Source organism: Diaphorobacter sp. LR2014-1 (assembly GCF_002916785.1).
Lineage (GTDB): Bacteria > Pseudomonadota > Gammaproteobacteria > Burkholderiales > Burkholderiaceae_C > Diaphorobacter > Diaphorobacter nitroreducens.
Genome location: NZ_MTBE01000005.1, coordinates 58,348 through 80,189 on the forward strand (window position 1 = coordinate 58,348; position 21,842 = coordinate 80,189).

Genomic DNA, 21,842 nt, shown 5'->3' on the forward strand with positions numbered 1-21,842 from the left:
CGAGCAAGTGGCGGCGAATACGCTGCCGTCCAGCGCGTTATGGCGCGCGGCTACCAGTGTGTGTCAGCGTGAGGAGGGGCTGTCGCCGACCCCCGCGTCGGAGGCTGCAGGCGCGCCCGCGGGCGTTGCTACGGTTGGATAGGCGGCGCCATTGACGGTGAGCCCCTGCGCCGACAGCCGGGCGGCGGCCGCGGGGCCGATGCCCTTCACGCGTGCGATCAGGTCGCTCCAGTCCTGGAAGGGCCCGCGTGCCCGCTCTGCCAGGATGCGCGACGACATCGCCGGCCCGATGCCCCTGACGCCATCCAGGTCCGCTTCGCGTGCGTGGTTCACGTCCACGCCGGCCAGCGCGACGGCAGCATGCAGCAGCACGAGCGCTACGCTCGCAAGCCGCAGGGCCGGGGGCATGCGCACGGCTACAGCTCCTCGACGCGACGCGCTGGATAACTGTCCCAGGTCTGGCAGCCCGGGCATTGCCAGAAGTGCTGGCGTGCCTCGAACCCGCAGGCTGCGCAGCGGTAGCGCGTGAGCGGCTTTGCCGCTTGTTCCAGCGCGCGCTGGATCTGCGGGTGGAACTGCTCATGGGTCAGCGTCTCGCCTGCCAGCCACTTCGTCGCGGCGACCAGGGAGGGCTCGCGCTCCAGGTGGCGCACGTACCACTCGCGCCCGACGGCCGCAGTGTTCGCGTTGGCAGCCTCCAGCGCCACCACGGCTTCCAGCAGATCCAGGGATGGCATGTCCCCGTAGTGGTGCTGCAGCAGCACCTGGGCCTGCGGCGCTTGTCCCGTGGCGGTGGCGGTTTCCACCAGCAGCGGTGCGGCCAGCGGCAGCGCGGCGGGTGCAGCCTGGGCGAGCGCTTGCAGGGTGTCGAAGGCCGCTTCGGGCTGGCCCTGGCGCTGCTGCAGCCGCGCCAGCTCGATGCGCGCGCGCGGCGCCTGGGGCGCCGTGGCCAGGGCCTGCTCCAGCAGCGCCTGGGCGGCGGGCAGTTCGCCATGGGCTGCCAGCGCCAGCGCCTGCTCGCACAGGTAGTGCGCCAGCCGGGTGCTGAAGTCGCCCTGCTGCGCATCGTGCATGCGCCGTGCAATGTCCGACGCCTGTGGCCAGTCGCGCGAACGCTCGTAGATGGCCAGCAGGGCCATGCGTGCCTGGCCCTCGAAGGCGCTGCCCTCCAGGCGGCGCAGTGCGTCTTCCGCGCGGTCGAGCAGGCCTGCCTTGAGGAAGTCCAGCGCCAGCGCATGCTGTGCGCGCTCGCGGTCGGCGCGGCTCAGGTCGCCGCGCGACAGCAGGTGCTCGTGCACCCGCACGGCGCGGTTGTACTCGCCGCGGCGGCGAAACAGGTTGCCCAGGGCGAAGTGCAGTTCGGTGGTGTCAGGGTCGTTCTGCACCGCCTCGATGAAGGCATCGATGGCCTGGTCTTGCTGCTCGTTGAGAAGGTAGTTCAGGCCCTTGAAGTAAGCCTTGGGTGCGCGGCGGTTTTCCTCGCGCATCTGCCGCAGGTCGAAACGCGAGGCGAACCACCCCAGCCCGAAGGCCAGCGGCAGCCCCAGGAAGATCCAGCTCAGGTCAAATTCCATGGACGGGTGGCTGCGGCAGGGCGGGGTCGACCGCCGCCGGAGATGCGGCAGAGGACGCGGGGGCGGGCGCGGCGGGGTGCGGCAAGGCCTGGTGCGCGCGGCGCGCCGCGCTGCGGTGCTGCCACCAGCGTGGCACCATGCCGAGCACGCCCACCGCCACGCCCAAGGTGAACGCGGCCAGCACGACCAGCACGAGGGGAGCGCGCCAGTAGGTGCCAAAGAAGAAATGCACCGTGGCGTCCTGCTGGTTGTTCAGTGCAAATGCGAAGAGGGTAAAAAAAATGGCTGCCTTGAGCAGCCACAGGAGGTATTTCATGCATCTCCCCAGTGGTGGCGAGATTCTACGGGCAGCATAGCGGCCTGAGCGGTGGGCGGCAGGCCATCCGTTGGCCTCAAGCCAAAAACGGCTCTAGCGCCTGCCCAGCAAGCGTGAACAGCTATGGTTTTATTGCGCCTGTACGCCCTGCAGTTCAGCGGTGCGCTGGTCCACGGTTTCGCGCAGTGCCTTGCCGGGCTTGAAGTGGGGAACGCGCTTTTCGGGGATATGCACCGCCTCGCCGCTGCGCGGATTGCGGCCCATGCGCGGGGGGCGGCGGTTGACCGAGAAGCTGCCAAAGCCGCGGATCTCGATGCGGTGCCCGCGCACCAGTGCATCGCTCATGGCGTCCAGAATGGTCTTGACGGCGTATTCGGCGTCGCGCTGGGTGAGCTGCGCAAAGCGGGCAGCCAGTTCTTCGACGAGGTCAGATCGGGTCATGGGACGGCATTCGGGCAGAGGTTGATGTGACAGCGGGCGCTACCAGAGCGCCCGCTGTGTGTGGTGTGCCGCCACCCGCAGGTGGAGGCACACCGGCGCCTGCAGGGCAGGCCGCGACGGATTACTTGTCGGAGTTGTCCAGCTTGGCGCGCAGCAGGGCGCCCAGGCTGGTGGTACCGGCGTTTTCCTTCGCGGACTGGGCCGACAGGTGCGCCATGGCTTCCTGCTGGTCAACCATGTCCTTTTGCTTGATGGACAGCTGGATGTTGCGGGTCTTGCGATCCACGTTCACCACCACGGCCGTGACCTCGTCGCCTTCCTTCAGCACGTTGCGGGCATCTTCCACGCGGTCGCGGGAGATTTCCGAAGCGCGCAGGTAGCCGACGATGTCGTCTCCCAGATCGATCTCGGCGCCACGGGCGTCCACGGTCTTGACCTTGCCGGTCACCGTCTGGCCCTTGTCGTTCACCGTCACGAAGGTGGTGAACGGATCGCCGTCGAGCTGCTTGATGCCCAGGCTGATGCGTTCGCGGTCCACGTCCACGGCCAGCACGATGGCCTCGACTTCCTGGCCCTTCTTGTAGTTGCGCACGGCGGATTCGCCGGGCTCGTTCCAAGACAGGTCAGACAGGTGCACCAGGCCGTCAATGCCGGCAGCCAGGCCCACGAACACGCCGAAGTCGGTGATGGACTTGATCGGGCCCTTCACGCGGTCGCCGCGCTTGGTGTTCTGGGCAAACTCTTGCCAGGGGTTGGCCTTGCACTGCTTCATGCCCAGGCTGATGCGGCGCTTGTCTTCGTCGATCTCCAGGACCATGACTTCGACTTCGTCACCCAGCGACACGAGCTTGGAAGGAGCCACGTTCTTGTTGGTCCAGTCCATTTCGGAGACGTGCACCAGGCCTTCGATGCCGGGCTCCAGTTCGACGAACGCGCCGTAGTCGGCGATGTTCGTGACCTTGCCGAACAGGCGCGTGCCCGAGGGGTAGCGGCGCGATACGCCCAGCCACGGGTCGTCGCCCATTTGCTTCAGGCCCAGCGAGACGCGGTTCTTCTCGGTGTCGAACTTGAGGATCTTGGCCGTGATTTCCTGGCCAGCTTGCACCACCTCGGAGGGGTGACGCACGCGGCGCCATGCCATGTCGGTGATGTGCAGCAGGCCGTCGATGCCGCCCAGGTCCACGAACGCACCGTATTCGGTGATGTTCTTCACCACGCCCTGAACAATAGCGCCTTCCTTCAGGGTTTCCATCAGCTTGGCGCGCTCTTCGCCCATGGAGGCTTCCACCACGGCGCGGCGGCTCAGCACCACGTTGTTGCGCTTGCGGTCCAGCTTGATGACCTTGAACTCCATCGTCTTGTTTTCGTACGGAGTCAGGTCCTTGACGGGACGGGTGTCGATCAGCGAACCGGGCAGGAAGGCGCGGATGCCGTTGACCAGCACCGTCAGGCCGCCCTTGACCTTGCCGGAGGTCGTGCCGGTCACGAATTCGCCGGACTCCAGCGCCTTCTCCAGCGACAGCCAGGAGGCCAGACGCTTGGCGGTGTCGCGCGACAGGATGGTGTCGCCGTAGCCGTTTTCGATGGAGCCGATGGCCACGGACACGAAGTCGCCCACCTGGACTTCGATCTCGCCCTGGTCGTTCTTGAATTCGTCGATCGGCACATAGGCTTCCGACTTCAGGCCAGCGTTCACCACGACGAAGTTGTGCTCCACGCGCACGACTTCAGCGGTGATGACTTCGCCGGGACGCATTTCGGTGCGTGTCAACGACTCTTCAAAAAGGGCGGCAAAAGATTCAGACATGTAGTTCCTTGCCCGCATGCAGGTTTCCGACGGCACCATTGCCTTCGTTTCTAAGACTGCTTGCGGAGGTTGTGCGGCATCACACCGCGGGGTTGAGGTTGTAAGAACCACACGGCCAGTGCGCAGTCAGGGCGCGGCGGGAGCCGTGTGGGCCATGTACCGGCCGTCAGCGCTTACGCGCCGAACGGCTGGCGAGCCTGCCACCAGTCAATCACCTGCATCACGGCCTCGTCGATCGTGTGCTCGGAGTTGTCCAGTACCAGGGCGTCCTGCGCGGGCTTCAGGGGCGAGGCACTGCGGTTTGCGTCCCGCGCGTCCCGCGCTTCCAAGTCTGCGCGAAGGTCGGCGATATTAGCCGAAATTCCCTTGGAAATCAACTGCTTATAGCGGCGCTCGGCCCGGCAGGCGGCGCTGGCCGTGAGGAAGACCTTGAGCGGTGCCTGCGGGAAGATCACCGTGCCCATGTCGCGCCCGTCGGCCACCAGGCCCGGCAGGCGGCGAAAGCCATGCTGCAGCGCGACCAGGGCGCCGCGCACGGCCGGCAGCGCCGACACGCGCGAGGCGTTCATGCCGGCCTGCTCGGTGCGGATGGCGTCGGTGACGTCTTCCTCGCCCAGCCAGATGCGGTTGCCCGCGAAGCGCACGGGCAGTTGCCGCGCCAGTTCGGCGATGCGCGGCTCGTTGTCGGGGCTGATCTCCAGGCCCGCACGGGTCGCCGCGAGGGCGGTGATGCGGTACAGCGCCCCCGAATCCAGGAAGTGGTAGCCCAGCGCACGCGCCACGGCAGCGGCCACCGTGCCCTTGCCCGATGCCGTGGGGCCGTCGATGCAGATCACGGGGATGCGGTCCGTGTCCGTCTGCGCCACCTGGAACAGGGCCTCGAAGTAATCCGGGAAGGTCTTGGCGACGCACTTGGGGTCTTCGATGCGCACGGGCAGTCCGGCCGGGTTGAAGGCCGCCAGCGAAAAGCACATGGCCACGCGGTGGTCGTCGTAGGTGTGGATGTTGGCGGCGCGCCAGTCGCCGGACTGGGCGGGTGGCGTGACGCGCAGGTAGTCCGCGCCTTCCTCCACCGTGGCGCCCAGCTTGCGCAGCTCGCAGGTCATGGCGGCAATGCGGTCGGTTTCCTTGACGCGCCAGCTTGCGATGTTGCGCAGCACGGTCGTGCCCCGCGCATACAGCGCCATGACGGCGAGGGTCATCGCTGCATCGGGGATGTGGTTGCAGTCCAGGTCGATCGCCTTGAGCGGCCAGGTGTCGCGGGCCACCTCCAGCCAGTTGGGGCCGCCGGTGACGCGTGCGCCCATGGCCTGCGCCGCCTCGACGAAGCGGATGTCGCCCTGGATCGAGTCCAGTCCGACGCCCAGGATCTTGATGCCTTTTTGGCCGCTAGCGCCCCCAGCGATTGCGCCAGCAGCTATGAAATAGCTAGCAGATGATGCATCCGCCTCCACATGGATCAGCCCCGGCGACTGGTAGCGGCTGCCCGCGGGAATGGTGAAGCGCTGCCACTGCTTGTGCCGCACGGCGATGCCAAAGCGCGCCAGCAGCTCCAGCGTGATGTGGATGTAGGGCTTGGAGATCAGCTCGCCCACGACTTCGATCACCACGTCCTGCTGCCGGGCCACCAGCGGCAGCGCCATCAGCAGCGCGGTGAGGAACTGGCTGGACACGTCGCCGCGCACGCGGATCGGCGCCTGCAGCTGCAGCGGCGGCAGGCCGCCCGCGTGGGCGATGCGCAGCGGCGGAAAGCCTTCGTTGCCCAGGTGGTCGATGCGGCAGCCGAGCTGGCGCAGGGCGTCCACCAGGTCGCCAATGGGACGCTCGTGCATGCGCGGCACGCCCGACAGTTCGTACTCGCCGCCCAGCAGCGCGAGTGCCGCAGTGAGCGGGCGCATGGCCGTGCCGGCGTTGCCCATGAAGAGCTGCGTGGGCGAGGGCGGCGTGGACGATCCCAAACCCGTGATGCGCACGGTGCCGCCTCCGGCTTCGTCGACCGTGCAGCCGAGCTGGCGCAGCGCATCCAGCATCACGCGCGTGTCGTCGGAGGCCAGCAGGTCGCGCACCTCGGTCGTGCCCTGGCTCAACGCGGCCAGCAGCAGCACGCGGTTGGAGATGCTCTTGGAGCCCGGCAGCTGCACGCTGCCCTGCACGCTGGCCAGGGGCGGCAGGTCGAGGAACGCGGTGGAGAACATCAGTGGTCCTTGTGCTTGCGGGGCGCGCCCATGCGCCAGTGCGCGCGGGTGTGACTGGCGAGCGTGATGAGGTCTTCCAGCGCCTGGTCGTTGTCGGCCTGCATGGCCTCCTCTAGCGTCTGCAGTGCCTGCTTGAACACGCGCGACTGGGCCAGCACCTCGTCGCGGTTGGCGCGCAGGATGTCACGCCACATCTTGGGATCGCTGGCCGCGATGCGGGTGAAGTCGCGAAAGCCGGGTCCGGCCAGCGCGAGCAGTTCGTCCGCGTTGGGCTGCGCGGTGATGCCCGAGATCATGGCGAACGCGAGCATGTGCGGCAGATGGCTCACGGCCGCGAAGCTGGCGTCGTGCGCCTCAGGCGACATGCTGCTCACGTGGCAGCCCAGGGCGCGCCACACGTCCTCCGCGCGGTGCAGCTGGGCGGTGAGGGTGCGTTCGGTGGGGGTCAGGATCACCTGGCGGCCGGTGTACAGGTCGACGTCGGCATGTTCCACGCCCGATACCTCGCGCCCCGTGATGGGGTGCGCCGGCACGAACGAGCCGATCTGGTCACGCAGCGCGCGGCGCGCGGCCTGCACCACGTCGGCCTTGGTGGAGCCCACGTCCATGAGCAGCATCTGCGGCGTGACCAGGTGCTTGATGGCCTTCAGGGTGGATTCGGTCGCGGCCACGGGAACGGCCAGCAGCACGATGTCGGCACCCGCGGCGGCCAGCAGCGCGGAGGGCGCCTCAACGTCGATCACGCCGAGCTGGCGCGCCCGATCGGTGGTGGAGGGCGACTTGCTGTAGCCCACGACGCGCTTGACCAGCCCCGCCTTCTTCAATGCCAGGGCGAAGGAGCCGCCCATGAGTCCGCAGCCGATCAGTCCCAGTTGTTCAAACATGCTGCCCCCTCACGCCGGAACGGGGTAGGTGCCCAGCACCTTGTAGAAGGCGCACAGCTGCTGCAGCTCGGCCAGCGCGGCGGCCACGTTGGGCTGGGCGGGGTGGCCTTCGATGTCGATGTAGAAGTAGTACTCCCACTGTCCGGTGCGCGCGGGGCGGGATTCAAAGCGCGTCATGGACACGCCGTGCTTCTTCAAGGGCACCAGCAGGTCGTGTACGGCGCCGGGACGGTTGGGCACCGAGATGATGAGGCTGGTGCAGTCCCGCCCCGTGGGCGCGGGCGTGGCCAGCGTGTGCGGCAGGCAGATCACGGCAAAGCGCGTGCGGTTGTAGGCGTCGTCCTGGATGGCGTGGGCCACCACATGCAGGCCGAACTGCTGCGCGGCGCGCTCGCTGGAGATGCCGGCCCACGCCGGGTTGGTGGCGGCCAGGCGTGCGCCTTCGGCATTGCTGGACACGGGCCGGCGCTCGGCGTGGGGCAGGTGCTTGGACAGCCAGCCCTGGCACTGTGCCAGCGCCTGGGGATGGGCCAACACGGCCTCGATGTGCTCGGCGCTGTTGGTGGAGCGCAGCAGGTTGTGGCGCACCAGCAGGCTGACCTCGCCGACCACATGGCAGGGGGTGTGCAGGAACATGTCCAGCGAGCGCGTGACCACGCCCTCGTTGGAATTCTCCACGCCCACCACGCCGTACTGCGCGCTGCCCGCGGCCGTGGCGTGAAACACCTCGTCGAAGCTGTTGCAGTACATCAGGTCGGCCGCGCCGCCGAAGTACTCGATGGCTGCCTGCTCGCAGAACGTGCCCTCGGGGCCCAGCACGGCCACGCGCTGGGGCGATTCCAGCGCCAGGCAGGCCGACATGATCTCGCGCCAGATGGCGGACACGTGTGCGCCCTTGAGCGGGCCGGGGTTGGCGTTGGTGATCTTCTCGATCACCTGGGCGACGCGGTCGGGGCGGAAGTAGGGCGTGCCCTCGCGCTTCTTCAGCTCGCCCACCTGCTCGGCCACGCGGGCGCGCTGGTTGAGAAGCTGCAGCAGCTGGTGGTCCAGCGAATCGATCTGCACGCGCAGATCGGCCAGCGCGGGGCTGGCCTGGGGTGTGGGGCTTGAAGCGTTGTCTGCCATGGATTTGATAGCTGCCCGCGCTTGTCTGTTCTGTGTTTGAGTGGAGAAACTATCTCAAACCCAGATACGTCAAGCGCGAACAGCTCACATTTTTATGAAAGGGCCGTGCCGTGGCTTCAGGCAGCGGTGCGTTCGAAGTCCTGCAGATAGTCCACCAGCGCCTGCACGCCCGCCAGAGGCATGGCGTTGTAGATGCTGGCGCGCATGCCGCCCACGGACTTGTGGCCCTTGAGCTGCAGCAGGCCGCGCTCCTTGGCGCCGGCCAGGAAGGCGTCGTTGCGCGACTCATCGCGCAGGAAGAAGGGGATGTTCATGCGCGAGCGGCAGTTGGCCGCCACCTTGTTCACGTAGAACTGCGACTGGTCGATGAAGTCGTACAGCAGCCGCGCCTTGGCGATGTTGCGCTGCTCCATCGCGGCCACGCCGCTGGCCGCGCCCTCGCGCTGACGCTTGAGCCACTGGAAGGTGAGGCCGGCCATGTAGATGCCCCAGGTGGGGGGCGTGTTGAACATGGAGTGGTTCTCGGCCACGATCTTGTAATCGAAGGCGCTAGGGCAGGCGGGCAGGGCGTGGCCCAGCAGATCCTCGCGCACCACCACCAGCGTCAGGCCTGCCGGGCCCAGATTCTTCTGCGCGCCGCCGAAGGCCAGGCCCACGCGGCTCCAGTCGACGGGGCGCGACGCCACGTGAGAGGAGAAATCGATCACCAGTGGCGCATCGCTGCCCAGGGCGCGCAGGTCGGGCAGCTCCTGGAATTCCACGCCGTGGATGGTCTCGTTGCTGCAGATGTGCACGTAGCTGGCGCCGCGGCTCAGCTGCCAGCCGGCCGGGTCGGGCAGGGTGGTGAACTGGCTCTCTTCGCCGGAGGCCGCGGTGCGCACCTCGGCGGCGTATTTGGCTGCCTCCTTGCGCGACTTCTGGCTCCAGCTGCCGGTGACCACGAAGTCCACGGTGGCTGCGCGCGAGAGGTTCAGCGGCACGATGGCGTTCTCCGCCAGGCCACCGCCCTGCATGAACAGGATCTTGAACTCCGGCGGCACCGCCAGCAGCTCGCGCAGGTCGGCTTCGGCCTGCTCGTAGATCGCGATGAACTCCTTGCCGCGGTGACTCATCTCCATCACGCCCATGCCGCTGCCGTGCCAGTCCAGCATCTCGGCGGCGGCCTGCTGCAGCACTTCCTCAGGGATGGCGGCCGGACCGGCCGAGAAGTTGTAAGGGCGATTCATGGTCATGGGTCAAATGTGCTGCCAGCGCTTGTCATTCAAGCGCTGGCAGCTATCGTTTTGGAAGCGGTTTCAGGCGTCAGCAGGCGGCGGGGCGTCGGCTGCATCGAGATCAGCGGCGTTCGCGTCGTTCTCCACGATGCGCTGCAGTCCGCTGAGCTTGGCGCCTTCGTCCAGCGAGATCAGCGTCACGCCCTGCGTGGCGCGGCCCAGTTCGCGGATCTCGGACACGCGGGTGCGCACCAGCACGCCGGTATCGGTGATCAGCATGATCTCGTCGTCGGCATGCACCAGCGTGGCGGCCACGACCTTGCCGTTGCGCTCGCTTTGCTGGATGGCGATCATGCCCTTGGTGCCGCGCCCATGGCGGGTGTACTCGACGATGCTCGTGCGCTTGCCGTAGCCGTTCTCGGTGGCGGTGAGCACGCTCTGGTTCTCATCCTCAGCCACCAGCATGGCGATCACGCTCTGGCCGTCCTCCAGCATCATGCCGCGCACGCCGCGCGCCTGGCGGCCCAGCGGCCGCACGTCGTTCTCGTCAAAGCGCACGGCCTTGCCGCCGTCGGAGAACAGCATCACGTCGTGCTGACCGTCGGTCAGCGCCGCGCCGATCAGGTAGTCGCCATCATCCAGATTCACCGCGATGATGCCGCCCTTGCGGGGGTTGCTGAACTCGTCCAGTGCGGTCTTCTTCACCGTGCCCATGCTGGTCGCCATGAACACATAGTGGTCGGCGGGGAAGGTACGCATGCCGCCCGTCAGGGGCAGCACGACGTTGATTTTTTCGCCCTCGGCCAGCGGGAACATGTTGACGATGGGGCGCCCGCGCGAGTTGCGCGAGCCGGAGGGCACTTCCCACACCTTGAGCCAATACAGCCGGCCGCGGTTGGAAAAGCACAAGATGTAGTCGTGCGTATTGGCAATGAAGAGCTGGTCGATCCAGTCGTCTTCCTTGGTCGCCGCCGCCTGCTTGCCGCGCCCGCCGCGCTTTTGCGCGCGGTACTCGGACAGTGGCTGGCTCTTGATATAGCCGGTGTGCGACAGCGTGACCACCATGTCGGTGGGCGTGATCAGGTCCTCGGTGGACAGGTCCTGGGCGCTGTGCTCGATGGTGCTGCGGCGCGCACCCACCTTGGACTGGCCGAACTCCTGGCGCAGCGTGGAAAGCTCTTCGCCGATGATCGTGGACACGCGCGCGGGCTTGGCCAGAATGTCCAGCAGGTCCTCGATGACCGACATGACGTCCTTGTACTCGGCCACGATCTTGTCCTGCTCCAGGCCCGTCAGGCGCTGCAGGCGCATCTGCAGGATTTCCTGGGCCTGCGTGTCCGACAGGCGGTACAGGCCGCCTTCCTGCATGCCGAACTCGCGTTCCAGCCCTTCGGGGCGGTAGTCGTCCGCGTTGACCATGCCGCCATCGGCGCGCGTGCGCGTGAGCATCTCGCGCACCAGCTGGCTGTCCCAGGAACGCGCCATCAGTTCGGCCTTGGCCACGGGCGGCGTGGGCGACTCACGGATGATGCGGATGAACTCGTCGATGTTGGCCAGCGCCACGGCCAGGCCTTCCAGCACGTGGCCGCGCTCGCGGGCCTTGCGCAGCTCGAACACCGTGCGGCGCGTGACCACTTCACGGCGGTGCTGCAGGAAGACCTCGATCAGGTCCTTCAGGTTGCACAGCTTGGGCTGGCCGTCCACCAGCGCCACCATGTTCATGCCAAAGGTGTCTTGCAGCTGGGTCTGCTTGTACAGGTTGTTGAGCACCACCTCGGGTACTTCGCCGCGCTTGAGCTCGATCACCAGGCGCATGCCGGATTTGTCCGACTCGTCCTGGATGTGGCTGATGCCTTCGAGCTTCTTCTCGTGCACCAGCTCGGCCATGCGCTCCTGTAGCGTCTTCTTGTTGACCTGGTAGGGCAGCTCGTCAACGATGATGGCCTGGCGCTGGCCCTTGTCGATGTCCTCGAAGTGGCACTTGGCGCGCATCACCACCTTGCCGCGGCCCGTGCGGTAGCCTTCCTTGACCCCGTTGATGCCGTAGATGATGCCGGCCGTGGGGAAGTCGGGCGCGGGGATGATCTCCATGAGTTCGTCCACCGTCGCGTCAGGCTGGCGCAGCAGGTGCAAGCAGGCATCCACCACCTCATTGAGGTTGTGCGGCGGGATGTTGGTTGCCATGCCCACCGCGATGCCGGCCGATCCGTTGACCAGCAGGTTGGGCAGCTTGCTCGGCAGCACCAGCGGTTCCTTCTCGCTGCCGTCGTAGTTCGGACCGAAATCGACCGTTTCCTTGTCGATGTCCGCCAGCATCTCGTGCGCTATTTTTGACAGGCGGATTTCGGTATAGCGCATTGCCGCGGCGCTGTCGCCGTCCACCGAGCCGAAGTTGCCCTGGCCGTCCACCAGCATGTGGCGCAGAGAGAAGTCTTGCGCCATGCGCACGATCGTGTCGTATACCGCGCTGTCGCCGTGGGGGTGGTACTTACCGATCACGTCACCGACGATACGCGCGGACTTCTTATAAGGCCGGTTCCAATCATTGTTGAGCTCGTGCATGGCAAACAGCACGCGCCGGTGCACAGGCTTCAGGCCATCCCGCGCGTCGGGCAGGGCGCGCCCGACGATCACGCTCATCGCGTAATCCAGGTAACTGCGCCGCATCTCCTCTTCGAGACTGATGGGCAGGGTTTCTTTGGCAAACTGGGTCATGTCGACGGAGGGGTGGCGGCAGGAAGCGGCCATTTTAGGTGCAACGCCCTGTAGTAGCTGAGCAACACATCCCTGGGATTGCGCTTTTGTCCTACGGTTTGCACCTCGTCAAAGCAGCCCCGGCCTTGTTACGTATGGCACAATCATTTCAACGTTTTTGGTGATGGTCACTGACGACGTCCCTGATTCGCAGCGCGGCTGCGGCTTTTTCCCCAAGAGGAGAACCATGAAGAAACTGAACAAAGTGGCGATGTTGTTGGCCTCTGCTGTGCTTGCTACCTCGGCTGTTGCTCAAGTGAAGGCGGCAGACGGCGGTAAGGTCATCGATAACTGGCAAAACGGCTCGGGCGAGCTGGTCTGGAAGAACGGCACGAATGAACTGTGCTGGCGCGACGCCAACTGGACCCCCGCAACCGCTGCTGAAGGTTGCGACGGCGCTCTGGTGAAGGCTGCTGCTCCTGCTCCCGCAGCTGCACCCGCTCCTGCAGCCGCAGCTCCTGCCGCTCCTGCCCCCGCACCTGCTATCGCTAGCAAGGTGACCTATGCAGCCGACGCTTTCTTCGACTTCGACAAGTCCGTCCTCAAGCCCGAAGGCAAGGCCAAGTTGGACGACCTGGTTTCCAAGGTCAAGGGCATCAACCTGGAAGTGATCATTGCCGTGGGTCACACCGACTCCATCGGTACCGACGCCTACAACCAGAAGCTGTCTGTGCGTCGCGCTGAAGCTGTGAAGGCTTACTTGGTGTCCAAGGGCATCGAAAAGAACCGCGTCTACACCGAAGGCAAGGGCGAAAAGCAGCCCGTGGCGGACAACAAGACCAAGGAAGGTCGCGCCAAGAACCGCCGCGTGGAAATCGAAGTGGTTGGTACCCGCGCCAACTGATCGATCCATCGGTCACAAAAAAGCCCCGGCAACGGGGCTTTTTTTATGCCTTGCTCGTTGCAGATGGGACAATGAAAACATGACTGTTTCTGTAAACGCCGATCCCGCTGAGTTGGCCAAGTTTTCGGAACTGGCCCATCGCTGGTGGGACCCCGACAGCGAATTCCGTCCGCTGCACCAAATCAATCCGTTGCGGCTGGATTGGATCAATCAACTCTCGCCTCTGGAAGGGCGCAAGGTTCTCGACGTGGGGTGCGGCGGGGGAATTCTGTCGGACTCCATGGCCCGCAAGGGGGCAGAGGTCACGGGGATCGACCTGGCGTCCAAGGCATTGCGCGTGGCGCGGCTCCATGCCCTGGAGGCGGAAACGCCGCGCGTACAGTACCGGGAGATCAGCGTCGAGGAGTTGGCAAACGAGTGTCCTGGGTCGTTCGACACGGTCACCTGCATGGAGATGCTGGAGCACGTGCCCGATCCCCAGTCGGTCGTGGCCGCATGCGCGCGCCTCGTCAAGCCAGGCGGATGGGTGTTCTTCTCTACGATCAACCGGAATGCGAAGGCCTTTGCGTTGGCGATCGTTGGGGCGGAATACCTGCTCAAGATGCTGCCCCAGGGAACGCATGAGTACGCCAAATTCATCCGCCCTAGTGAGCTGGCATCCGCATGCCGCCAGGCGGGCCTTGATGTGTTGCATACGCGCGGCATGCAGTACAACCCCGTAACCGGCCGCTATTGGCTGAGCGGGGATACCGATGTGAATTACCTGTTCGCTACCAGGCGACCAACTGCATGAGCGAGGTGTCTTTCACGGCGGTGCGCGGGGTGTTGTTCGACCTGGATGGCACCTTGATCGATAGTGCGCCTGACCTAGGCTTTGCTGCGGACCAGTTGCGGTCCGTCCGCGGGCTCCCTTCGCTGCCGCTGGAGGCCTATCGTCCCCTGGCCGGCGCGGGCGCGAGGGGTATGTTGTCGGTGGCATTCGGTATCACGCCGGACCATCCGGACTTTCCCGGCTTGAGGGAAGAGTTTTTCACCAACTACGAGCAATGCATCCACGATCAAACGGCATTGTTTCCTGGCATCCAGGAATTGGTGGCTACTCTTGAGCATCGTCCGTTGAAATGGGGTGTGGTGACCAATAAAGTGGAGCGTTTTACCTCGCTCATCGCCCAGCGCGTGGCGCTTTTCGCCAATGCGGGGGCCATCGTCAGTGGAGACACCACTGCGTATTCCAAGCCCCACCCAGAGCCTTTGTGGGAGGCTGCACGGCGTCTTGGGCTGGAGCCGCACGAGTGCATTTACGTCGGTGACGACGAAAGAGATATTCAGGCAGGGCAAGCTGCAGGCATGAAAACCGTGGTGGCCATGTACGGCTATCTTGGCTCGGGCGCCTCCCCGAAGAGTTGGGGCGCGGATGCAGAGATTTATTCCCCCCTTGACCTCTTGAAATTGATGGGCCTGGACTAAAATAGTCATCCAAGGGGCTGTCCCGGTTTCGACGTGGGTTCGGAATCGGAGCGGTGCATGTCGAGCTTGAGTGACGCTCGTAAATCTCCATTCACTAAACTAACTGCAAACGACGAACGTTTCGCACTCGCCGCTTAAATACCGGTGAGCCTTGCAACAGCACGCTGATGGGCTGGGCAAGGGGGCCGCAAGGCCTCCCGGCTGCAAGGGAATTTACATCAGCTGGTGGCATGCCGGGCACCTTGGCGTGGCACGAGATTCAAGGGTGCTGGCATCTTGCGTAGCGTGTGCCTGCGCGACGTGAGATGCAAGAATGAAAACAGAGCACTAAACATGTAGATCTGCCCGAAGAAGGCTTGCGGACGCGGGTTCAATTCCCGCCAGCTCCACCATAACCCCATCCAAGGGCGTCCACACTAATCCTGTGGCGTTAACCATAAAGTGGCCACCTGGTCACTTTATGGTTAACTTACCGATAGGACACATTTTGCTTTATCGGCCTTTTGTGTTAGCAAAAAAGAAAGCCCGCAGCGTCAGCTGTGGGCTTTTTCTTTGCGATAGCAGATAGGGTGACGGGTGCGCCTCTCCCTGCCTGGAGAAGCGGTGCGTTCAACGAGCGCGCGGATGTCGCTGCCTGTGAGGGCATGCGCGGCTGATAAAAAAATTTCTGGAGAACGAACAGGTTTGGCCAACGTGTTGCTACACGCATAGCAACCCGTTGAATTTCGGGTGGCCGCCTGGCTGGTCGGGTTCAATAACGACAGCGGTCAGGGGATAGCCCGGGACTGTGGGACAGTCTTGAGACCCCGGGGAAGGTGGCGAAGCCAGTGCCTTCAGACGAACGACTGGCGGGTGACGCCGGCTCCGCAGTGCCGAAACAGCGGGGATGGGTCTGAAGGTATCCTGCGTTCGTGGCTCGCAGGATGGCTAGGCTCATCCTCACCACAGTGCGATTTGAGGGGTGTTTATACAGATATCTTGTGGTGCTCCGGGGACTCCCCCACCAACCGGAGACGGACATCTTTGAGTACGCCGTAAAACCCTTGGATGCTTTGTGTCACCTCATGAGGCAGTCTGGCTTTCATCTCCCTGAGGTTCAGAGACTTGCCCGCCATGAGCACCTCTTTGCCAGCCGACTCCAAGTGAGGTATTGCCTCTTGTAGGTTGGCGACCTTGCGGCGCCGCAGGTAGGCAAGCCAGCGCTGGCCGATTTGACGGGTGGTCTGGTTGTCGCGTAGGTACAACTGCCGGACTTCGATGCCGAGCTGGCGAGAAACCTCGCGCACCGAGACGGGGTTGGGCTGATGGAGAAACTTCTGCAGTTGGCGGTCGACTTCTTCCCAGTCGATGGTTCGAGCGGGCGATTTGCTCCGGCACTCCGGTTTGAACAGCGTAAGTGCGAGCTGCTGTCCTTGCGTGGGAGGTGTCCAGCCTTGAGATTGCCCTGTCAGCAATCGCGACAAGCCAATGCCTGACTGAGAAGCAACAGCCAGACTGGCGTCCAGCGTTGGTGTTTTGTCCGACTTGAGCCAGTAGTGCACGGTGCCTTTGGATAAGCCGACCCGTCCAGCAAATCGGGTGGCCTGACCCCCGTCCATTTCACCAATAATGTGCTCGATAGTGGCAACAAGCATGTCCCGTGATGGCGCCTGCTCCACGGACTGTTGTACACGGACCAGTTCGTAGACCTGGCGGGCCCGCCAAAGCTCAACCGCCTCGATAGCCATTTCAGGTTCGGCGGCGCGTGTTTGACCACCGAGAAACGCACCACATTTCGTGCACCATCCGGGAACCACCAATGCCGCAGCATGCCGCACATTGTCCTTGCCGCAGCACGGGCAGTGCTGGCTCAGCCTCACCCGGTGCCTGGGGCAAACGCTTACCGTCTTGAGCTCCCAGGTCAGGCGGAAGTACGGGGCGTGGCCAGCAGCCTGGTCCTCTGCGAGGCACTGCGGGCAGAATTGCCCTTTGCTCACGATGGGCAGACCGTTTTGAGAAATCACGTCGCGCCAAGGCAGAAACGTCAGCCGGTCGAGACGGGGAATGCTGGTCAAGGCCGAAAGCGCGCTTGACCACGTAAGGGCAGCCGAGCGGGCGCTGCTGACACTGCAGGGCCGGTCGGCGGAATCTGCGAACCTACGAAACAACTTCATGACCGCAGGCGGCGGCCAGGAGTGGGACCCGCAGGCCGGCGCCGTGCGTAACGTGCCACAACGCGTCATTGATCTCCGTACGGGGCGAGAAGTGGGTGCTGCGCAGGGTGGGGGGCAGGCGCCATCCGACAACCATATAGCTTGGCTCAAACAGAACCCTGGCCAAGCGGGCAACTTTGATCAGATCTATGGACAGGGTGCGGCCAAGCGGGCGCTTGGGGGCAGGTGACGTTACTTCAACAAAACCTTGCCGAGGTTCGGGTCAAGAAATGGATTTGGCTCGTCATAAAGCCGCCGACAAGCCACCCCCACCATGGCCGCCGCCTGATGACTCCGGGTGTCGCTGGCCTTCTTTGCCGTGCACTCGGCGCCGCTCTTGAACCCGAAGAAGCCGCGCCCAGAACCCTGCTTCACCGCCTGCAGGCCGCCCGGGTTCTCGGACAGGCAGAGCTGGTGGATGGCCTCCGCAGCCACATCGTTCGCCGCTCCTGGGGCTTTGCCCAACACGCACTCGGCGTAGTTAGCCGCCCAGGCTGGAGCCGAGATCAACAGGAGGCAGGCGAGGGCATGGCGCATGGGCGGAATGTAGTAGGCCCAGAAACGACAAAGGGCGCCAAGGCGCCCAAGTGGTGCAGATCGATGTATCTCTGCTGCTCAGTGGGTTGTGACGTACCAGGTCACGCCAGCAGCGGCAATCACGAAGATGATGAGTGCGGTGATGATCATGTCGGCTTCCTCAATTTCCACGACAGTGAGAGAAGTATAGGACAGATTGCAAACAGGGTAATTACCTCCCAGATGCTCAATGGGCTGTGCCCCGTCAGTCCAACCACACCGCCAATGAACGCCGAGGCCGCAATGGTGTCGATGAAGCGGGCCAGGCCTTCTTTCTGCTCCTTGGTGTATTTCGATGTCATGAGCGCCCTCTTGGCGGGAATGTAGCAGGCGTGGCATGAATGCCGATTTCCGCCGAATAGCTGCAAAAAACGTTGCTGTTCCAGCGATATTTTTGTGGTGGTGGCAGAATAGCCAGACTGTTGGCATTTGTCGGAACTTGTGACAACAGAGCTTTCAGTCTTTTTCGCGTTCGTGGAGCGAACTCAAGGAATAAACATGTACAGAGTCGGAAACCCATTCTGGCGCTTCCTCGCCAGGCTAGGTATCCCGCTGGTTGTCCGTGTGGACGTAGTGTTCGACAGTGAGGCGGACGTCTATGTGGCTACCAGCCCAGATCTGCGCGGCCTTGTTGCCGAAGCCAAAACTAAGGACGAGTTGATCTCGTCCGTCTATGACTGTGTGGATCTCTTGCTTGAGGATCAGGTGCATCAGCCGCTCAAGCACAAGCCGCTTGCGGCGTGGGATGGCGAACTGCGCTGCGCATGAACGGCTTTTACAGCTGTGTGATCGAGGTCCTGAGGCAGCACGGTTTTGAGATGAGGCGTCAAAAGGGGTCACACCAGTCCTGGTGCCGCAAGAATCTCTGCGTAACCGTGTCGACCAACTGCGATTCGCGCCATACGGCGAACGCCATCATGAAGCAAGCGGGGATTGACCACCGTTTCTGAGATAAAAGCCCGCTTCGGCGGGCTTTTTCTTTGGCCACCCCATATGGTTCGCCGCCACGCACCAAGGCGAGCACTGCCTTGGTGGAGGCTTGCCGGCGCGCCGGGGGCAGCTGCTGTACCTGCACAAGCAGAACGCCCAGTTGATCAGCCGAAGTGGAGGGGTCCAATTCCCCAAGCACGACGACGTTTCAACCGGGCGCACAAAATTCTAAGCGAGACACACCTTGAGGGGCGACCCAAGGCGCTGCTCCAGCAGATGTGGGAGATGGCGCGCGAGGCGGGCTGACCCCCATAGGGTTCGACGCACTAGCCCGCGCCCGCGACAGTGCGGGGCATGGCACAGAACCCGTTCTCCGATCCGAATCTAGGTAGCGACTTGGTGGGGGCGCGGGAAGCACCTAACCCCTTCCTTGATCCAGACCTTGGGAAGAAACCTACCCGCTCCATAGTCCACAGCCTGGGCGACTCCGCCATCGGCGCCGGCACTGGCGTGGTCCAGGGCGTCAAGATGCTGTCCGACGTGGCGGGCGCGGACAACGCGGTCTCGCGCGGGCTGGGCAAGGCCGCCGACGCGCTGACCTATCTGGAGTCCCCCTACCGCAAGGCGCAGAAGCAAGAGCGCGCCGCCAAGATCAAGACGGCTGAAGCCTCCGGCAGCACCTGGGAGGAAATGAAGGCGCACGCAGGGGCGTTTGCGGACGCTCCCATCGACACCACGTTGAATGCCTTGGGCACGGCGGCGCCCACACTGGCCGCTGCCGCCATCCCCGGCCTGGGTCAGGCGGCGCTGGCCTCGCGCGCGGCGCAGATCGGTGTTGGCGTGGCACAGGGCGTCGGCAACATCAAGGGATCGATTCACGAGGCGACCAAGCAAAAGTACCTGGAAGCGGGCGCCAGCGAGTCCGAAGCGATGCAGCGCGCGGATGCCGCGCAGGCCTACGGCGGCGACAACCTGGGCTCCATCGCGCTCGGTGGCGCGCTCGGGGGAGTAGCGGGTGACACCGGCGCGGAGTCTGCGATGCGCCGGCTGCTGGGGCGCGGTGTGGCAAGTGAGGCCGCAGAGCGCGCAGCTCCTGGCATTGTGCGCTCGGCGGTCTCTGGTGCTGCCAAGGAAGCCCCCATGGAGGCCGTGCAGGGCGGCCAGGAGTGGCTGGCTGGCAACCTGGCGCTGCAGGGCGAGGGCTTTGATGTGCCGACGTGGCAGGGTGTGGCTGGGCAGGCGGCCTTGGAGGGCTTGGCTGCCGCACCCGTGGGCGGCGGGTTTGGGGTGGCAGATGGCGCGCAGGCGCGCGCCCAGCTGCGCGCCGACACCCAGGCGCGCCAGCGCACGCAGGCGGCCATCGACAGTGCCGAAGCCCTGACCCGGCAGGCGCAGGATGAGCGGCGCGCAGCCGCTGTGCAATCCGCGCAAGACGCGGCTGTCGTGCGCGCTGGCGCGCTTGTATGACGAAGCCGCAGCACGGGTGCAGGCGTCGGGCCCCGAGCTGTCCACCCAGGAACTGTTCCCGTATGCCGTACAGGTGGCGCTGGAGATGGGCGTGAAACCCAACCTGTTGGCACCGCCTGGCACCGTGGCGCGCTGGCTGGGCCATGTGCGCGTGGCGCTGCGCCAGGTGTGGGGCAAGATCACTGGCAAGCCCGACAGCTTCAACTCGCAGGACCTGGTGAATCTGGCGTTCGGGATCGCCCAGCGGGAGAACCCCGCGCACCGCGGCGAGCTGGACGGCGCTGGCGCAGAGGCAGGGAACGTCCTGGCCGAACTCAGCCGCATGGATGATCTGTTCCAAGTGAACCGGTCAGCGGCAGATTCCGTCGAAGGCATTGCTGCAGACGTCAACAAGGCGATCAAGGTCAAGCGTGTGCAGGGCATTCCTGGCCGCCAGGAATACGAACTCACGATGCCCAGCGGCGACACGGCTACGCTGAGTGTGCGGCCGCCGAATCCCTACGGTGACACCGTCTATGGCTTCGATCTCGAAGACGGCGAGATGGCGAACATGGATCTGGGGCGCCCGGGCGACAACCCGTAGGACGTTCCGCCCGGCACGGAGGACGTGTGGATCGATGCCTCCCGGCTGGCAGGGCAGGGCGAAGGCCTGCTGATCTACGCCATCGCGGCGAACTATGCCCACAACACGAGCCGCATCTTCATCGGTGATCCGGCGGGCTTGAGCGACCAGGCGCTGCGCCGGCGCTCGGAGCAGATGCTGTCGAGTGCGCTCAAGTTCGGCACCACGCGCCACCTGGCGCCACACCCGCGACAGGTGCGCGGGGACAGTCGCGTGGGTGTGCCGCCGCTCAACTGGGTCTATGGGGATGACCTGGGCAACATCCGCCGCTTGATTGACCTGAACCTGCAGGCCATGGAGAATGCGGGCGAAACCGGCATCACCTTCGATCCTCAAAGTGGCACTTACCTCGACTCCGACCGCAACCCCATTGACCGCGACGGGATTTCCCTCCTCGCGGACGGTGGTTACGGCCGAAATGCGGGAGCAGGCCGCACAACTTTGGCGCGAAGGGCTGTCCTCGATTCCCTTCTACGCGGAACGGGCGAAGCGGGCCGAGGCGGAAACGGGCGATCTGATGCACTACTGGCGAACCTGCTGGGGCTCGCGCATCGCCATCCTGCGGCGACTGAAGGACTGTTCTACAGCCGCGGCGTAGCGGCATCGCCCGCCACGGGCGACTACACCCCAGCCCAGCAGCGCGCCGCCGAGCGCGCGTTCGGCATCATCACGAAACAGACCTGGGCTGAAAGAGCCCAGTCCATGCGCGCCAACCTGGGCACCAAGCTGCGCCAGGGTCTGGTGGACCAATTCGCCCCGATCAAGGAAGTGAGTCCGAAGGCCTACATGCCGGCGCGCCTGTCCAAGGGATCGGACGGTGCGGTCGAGGCGGCGTTGCTGTACGGCAAGCCCTACCTGCGCGACGGCGTGTACGACGTAGACATGAAGAATGGCGGCTTTGCCCAGGTCTTGGCCAGCCTCCAGGGGGAGCACGATCGCTTCTTCCAGTGGGTGGCCGCGCAGCGAGCGGAGCGCCTGAAGGCCGAGGGCAAGGAGAACCTGCTGACGGACCAGGACATCTCCGACCTCAAGACGCTCAACGCAGGGAACATGGCGGATGGCTCACCTCGCATGCCGGCCTATGCAGCCGCGCTGCGTGAACTCAACGCCTTCAACGAGGCCGCGCTGAAGGTGGCCAAGGAGTCTGGCCTGATCGACCAGGCAGCCTACGAGCTGATGAAGGACCAGCCTTACGTGCCGGGGGTGGAGCGCAACATCCACCGCTTTATGAGCGTGCTCCCGGGTAATGACGGGGCCAAGCGTGCCCGGACTATCGCGACCCTCAGCAGCATGGTTGGGGCATTGGTTCTCGCCCGCGCCACGGCGGCAGGCGACCCGGCGCTGTCTGAAGAAATATTGGCAACCTTGCGGGAGCAGCTAGCCCCGTAGTCGCTGGATTTGGACAGGCGCTCGCACATTTGAAGCGCCCATCAC

At 64.7% G+C, this 21,842-nt stretch carries 18 protein-coding genes, 1 other RNA gene and 2 pseudogenes; 9 read left to right on the forward strand and 12 right to left on the reverse strand.

Translation table 11 applies throughout. The features are described from left to right. Positions 1-63 precede the first annotated feature (63 nt). From BV908_RS06235 to gyrA, 10 genes are all read right to left on the reverse strand, one after another. Positions 64-408, reverse strand: a complete 345-nt coding sequence (locus tag BV908_RS06235) for a helix-hairpin-helix domain-containing protein (protein WP_103737642.1) — start codon at positions 406-408, stop codon at positions 64-66. Between the two features lie 8 nt (positions 409-416). Then, positions 417-1,574 (reverse strand): lipopolysaccharide assembly protein LapB, encoded by a 1,158-nt coding sequence (lapB, locus tag BV908_RS06240; protein ID WP_103737551.1) that lies wholly within the window; start codon positions 1,572-1,574, stop codon positions 417-419. Further along, positions 1,564-1,890 (reverse strand): LapA family protein, encoded by a 327-nt coding sequence (locus BV908_RS06245; RefSeq protein WP_103737552.1) that lies wholly within the window; start codon positions 1,888-1,890, stop codon positions 1,564-1,566. Before BV908_RS06245 ends, lapB begins: the two co-directional genes overlap by 11 nt. A 129-nt stretch (positions 1,891-2,019) precedes the next feature. After that, positions 2,020-2,331, reverse strand: coding sequence for an integration host factor subunit beta (locus BV908_RS06250; RefSeq protein WP_103737553.1), 312 nt, complete (start codon positions 2,329-2,331; stop codon positions 2,020-2,022). A gap of 121 nt (positions 2,332-2,452) precedes the next feature. Then, positions 2,453-4,156 (reverse strand): 30S ribosomal protein S1, encoded by a 1,704-nt coding sequence (rpsA, locus tag BV908_RS06255; protein WP_103737643.1) that lies wholly within the window; start codon positions 4,154-4,156, stop codon positions 2,453-2,455. 155 nt (positions 4,157-4,311) lie between these two features. Further along, positions 4,312-6,333, reverse strand: coding sequence for a bifunctional 3-phosphoshikimate 1-carboxyvinyltransferase/cytidylate kinase (locus BV908_RS06260; RefSeq protein ID WP_103737554.1), 2,022 nt, complete (start codon positions 6,331-6,333; stop codon positions 4,312-4,314). Then, positions 6,333-7,217, reverse strand: coding sequence for a prephenate dehydrogenase/arogenate dehydrogenase family protein (locus BV908_RS06265; RefSeq protein WP_015913006.1), 885 nt, complete (start codon positions 7,215-7,217; stop codon positions 6,333-6,335). The genes BV908_RS06260 and BV908_RS06265 overlap by 1 nt, the downstream gene beginning before the upstream one ends. A gap of 9 nt (positions 7,218-7,226) precedes the next feature. Next, complete coding sequence (pheA, locus tag BV908_RS06270; RefSeq protein ID WP_011805666.1) at positions 7,227-8,342, reverse strand: prephenate dehydratase; 1,116 nt, start codon at positions 8,340-8,342, stop codon at positions 7,227-7,229. Between the two features lie 116 nt (positions 8,343-8,458). Further along, complete coding sequence (serC, locus tag BV908_RS06275; protein ID WP_041838989.1) at positions 8,459-9,568, reverse strand: 3-phosphoserine/phosphohydroxythreonine transaminase; 1,110 nt, start codon at positions 9,566-9,568, stop codon at positions 8,459-8,461. Positions 9,569-9,637: 69 nt separating this feature from the next. After that, a complete protein-coding gene (gyrA, locus tag BV908_RS06280) occupies positions 9,638-12,271 on the reverse strand; it encodes a DNA gyrase subunit A (RefSeq protein WP_047349156.1) in 2,634 nt (877 codons plus the stop codon). Between the two features lie 226 nt (positions 12,272-12,497). Here gyrA and ompA point away from each other — a divergent pair, with 226 nt between their 5' ends. The 4 genes from ompA to ssrA all read left to right on the forward strand — a co-directional run bounded on the left by ompA (position 12,498) and on the right by ssrA (position 15,013). After that, a complete protein-coding gene (ompA, locus tag BV908_RS06285; protein ID WP_011805663.1) occupies positions 12,498-13,154 on the forward strand; it encodes an outer membrane protein OmpA in 657 nt (218 codons plus the stop codon). 79 nt (positions 13,155-13,233) lie between these two features. Then, positions 13,234-13,947 carry a bifunctional 2-polyprenyl-6-hydroxyphenol methylase/3-demethylubiquinol 3-O-methyltransferase UbiG gene (ubiG, locus tag BV908_RS06290; protein ID WP_011805662.1) on the forward strand — a complete coding sequence of 238 codons (714 nt, stop codon included), beginning with the start codon at positions 13,234-13,236 and terminating at the stop codon, positions 13,945-13,947. Continuing rightward, positions 13,944-14,621: an HAD-IA family hydrolase gene (locus BV908_RS06295; RefSeq protein ID WP_103737555.1), complete on the forward strand. Its 678-nt coding sequence runs from the start codon at positions 13,944-13,946 to the stop codon at positions 14,619-14,621. Before ubiG ends, BV908_RS06295 begins: the two co-directional genes overlap by 4 nt. A 13-nt stretch (positions 14,622-14,634) precedes the next feature. Further along, positions 14,635-15,013: a transfer-messenger RNA gene (gene ssrA / locus BV908_RS06300) on the forward strand. 573 nt (positions 15,014-15,586) lie between these two features. Here ssrA and BV908_RS06305 read toward each other — a convergent pair. Both BV908_RS06305 and BV908_RS06310 read right to left on the reverse strand, forming a co-directional pair. Beyond that, on the reverse strand, positions 15,587-16,843 hold the full coding sequence (locus BV908_RS06305; protein WP_103737556.1) for a TniQ family protein: 1,257 nt from the start codon (positions 16,841-16,843) through the stop codon (positions 15,587-15,589). A 162-nt stretch (positions 16,844-17,005) separates the two neighbouring features. Beyond that, positions 17,006-17,350: a hypothetical protein gene (locus tag BV908_RS06310; RefSeq protein ID WP_103737557.1), complete on the reverse strand. Its 345-nt coding sequence runs from the start codon at positions 17,348-17,350 to the stop codon at positions 17,006-17,008. Between the two features lie 537 nt (positions 17,351-17,887). Here BV908_RS06310 and BV908_RS06315 point away from each other — a divergent pair. From BV908_RS06315 to BV908_RS06340, 5 genes and pseudogenes are all read left to right on the forward strand, one after another. Continuing rightward, positions 17,888-18,157, forward strand: coding sequence for a DUF1902 domain-containing protein (locus BV908_RS06315; protein ID WP_103737558.1), 270 nt, complete (start codon positions 17,888-17,890; stop codon positions 18,155-18,157). 516 nt (positions 18,158-18,673) lie between these two features. After that, positions 18,674-19,786 (forward strand): hypothetical protein, encoded by a 1,113-nt coding sequence (locus BV908_RS06325; RefSeq protein WP_146052201.1) that lies wholly within the window; start codon positions 18,674-18,676, stop codon positions 19,784-19,786. Then, positions 19,716-20,369 carry a hypothetical protein gene (locus tag BV908_RS22615; protein ID WP_210433997.1) on the forward strand — a complete coding sequence of 218 codons (654 nt, stop codon included), beginning with the start codon at positions 19,716-19,718 and terminating at the stop codon, positions 20,367-20,369. Before BV908_RS06325 ends, BV908_RS22615 begins: the two co-directional genes overlap by 71 nt. 24 nt (positions 20,370-20,393) lie before the next feature. After that, positions 20,394-20,828, forward strand: a pseudogene (locus BV908_RS22410) (hypothetical protein); the annotation flags it as partial. 780 nt (positions 20,829-21,608) lie between these two features. Next, positions 21,609-21,797 (forward strand): annotated as a pseudogene (locus BV908_RS06340) (TetR/AcrR family transcriptional regulator); the annotation flags it as partial. Between the last annotated feature and the right edge of the window lie 45 nt (positions 21,798-21,842).

Bases quoted from the DNA above. Each gene is read 5' to 3' on its own strand.
- BV908_RS06235 (WP_103737642.1), bottom strand. From the start codon at position 408: ATGCCCCCGGCCCTGCGGCTTGCGAGCGTAGCGCTCGTGCTGCTGCAT.
- lapB (WP_103737551.1), bottom strand. From the start codon at position 1,574: ATGGAATTTGACCTGAGCTGGATCTTCCTGGGGCTGCCGCTGGCCTTC.
- BV908_RS06245 (WP_103737552.1), bottom strand. From the start codon at position 1,890: ATGAAATACCTCCTGTGGCTGCTCAAGGCAGCCATTTTTTTTACCCTC.
- BV908_RS06250 (WP_103737553.1), bottom strand. From the start codon at position 2,331: ATGACCCGATCTGACCTCGTCGAAGAACTGGCTGCCCGCTTTGCGCAG.
- rpsA (WP_103737643.1), bottom strand. From the start codon at position 4,156: ATGCGGGCAAGGAACTACATGTCTGAATCTTTTGCCGCCCTTTTTGAA.
- BV908_RS06260 (WP_103737554.1), bottom strand. From the start codon at position 6,333: ATGTTCTCCACCGCGTTCCTCGACCTGCCGCCCCTGGCCAGCGTGCAG.
- BV908_RS06265 (WP_015913006.1), bottom strand. From the start codon at position 7,217: ATGTTTGAACAACTGGGACTGATCGGCTGCGGACTCATGGGCGGCTCC.
- pheA (WP_011805666.1), bottom strand. From the start codon at position 8,342: ATGGCAGACAACGCTTCAAGCCCCACACCCCAGGCCAGCCCCGCGCTG.
- serC (WP_041838989.1), bottom strand. From the start codon at position 9,568: ATGAATCGCCCTTACAACTTCTCGGCCGGTCCGGCCGCCATCCCTGAG.
- gyrA (WP_047349156.1), bottom strand. From the start codon at position 12,271: ATGACCCAGTTTGCCAAAGAAACCCTGCCCATCAGTCTCGAAGAGGAG.
- ompA (WP_011805663.1), top strand. From the start codon at position 12,498: ATGAAGAAACTGAACAAAGTGGCGATGTTGTTGGCCTCTGCTGTGCTT.
- ubiG (WP_011805662.1), top strand. From the start codon at position 13,234: ATGACTGTTTCTGTAAACGCCGATCCCGCTGAGTTGGCCAAGTTTTCG.
- BV908_RS06295 (WP_103737555.1), top strand. From the start codon at position 13,944: ATGAGCGAGGTGTCTTTCACGGCGGTGCGCGGGGTGTTGTTCGACCTG.
- BV908_RS06305 (WP_103737556.1), bottom strand. From the start codon at position 16,843: ATGACGCGTTGTGGCACGTTACGCACGGCGCCGGCCTGCGGGTCCCAC.
- BV908_RS06310 (WP_103737557.1), bottom strand. From the start codon at position 17,350: ATGCGCCATGCCCTCGCCTGCCTCCTGTTGATCTCGGCTCCAGCCTGG.
- BV908_RS06315 (WP_103737558.1), top strand. From the start codon at position 17,888: ATGTACAGAGTCGGAAACCCATTCTGGCGCTTCCTCGCCAGGCTAGGT.
- BV908_RS06325 (WP_146052201.1), top strand. From the start codon at position 18,674: ATGGCACAGAACCCGTTCTCCGATCCGAATCTAGGTAGCGACTTGGTG.
- BV908_RS22615 (WP_210433997.1), top strand. From the start codon at position 19,716: ATGAGCGGCGCGCAGCCGCTGTGCAATCCGCGCAAGACGCGGCTGTCG.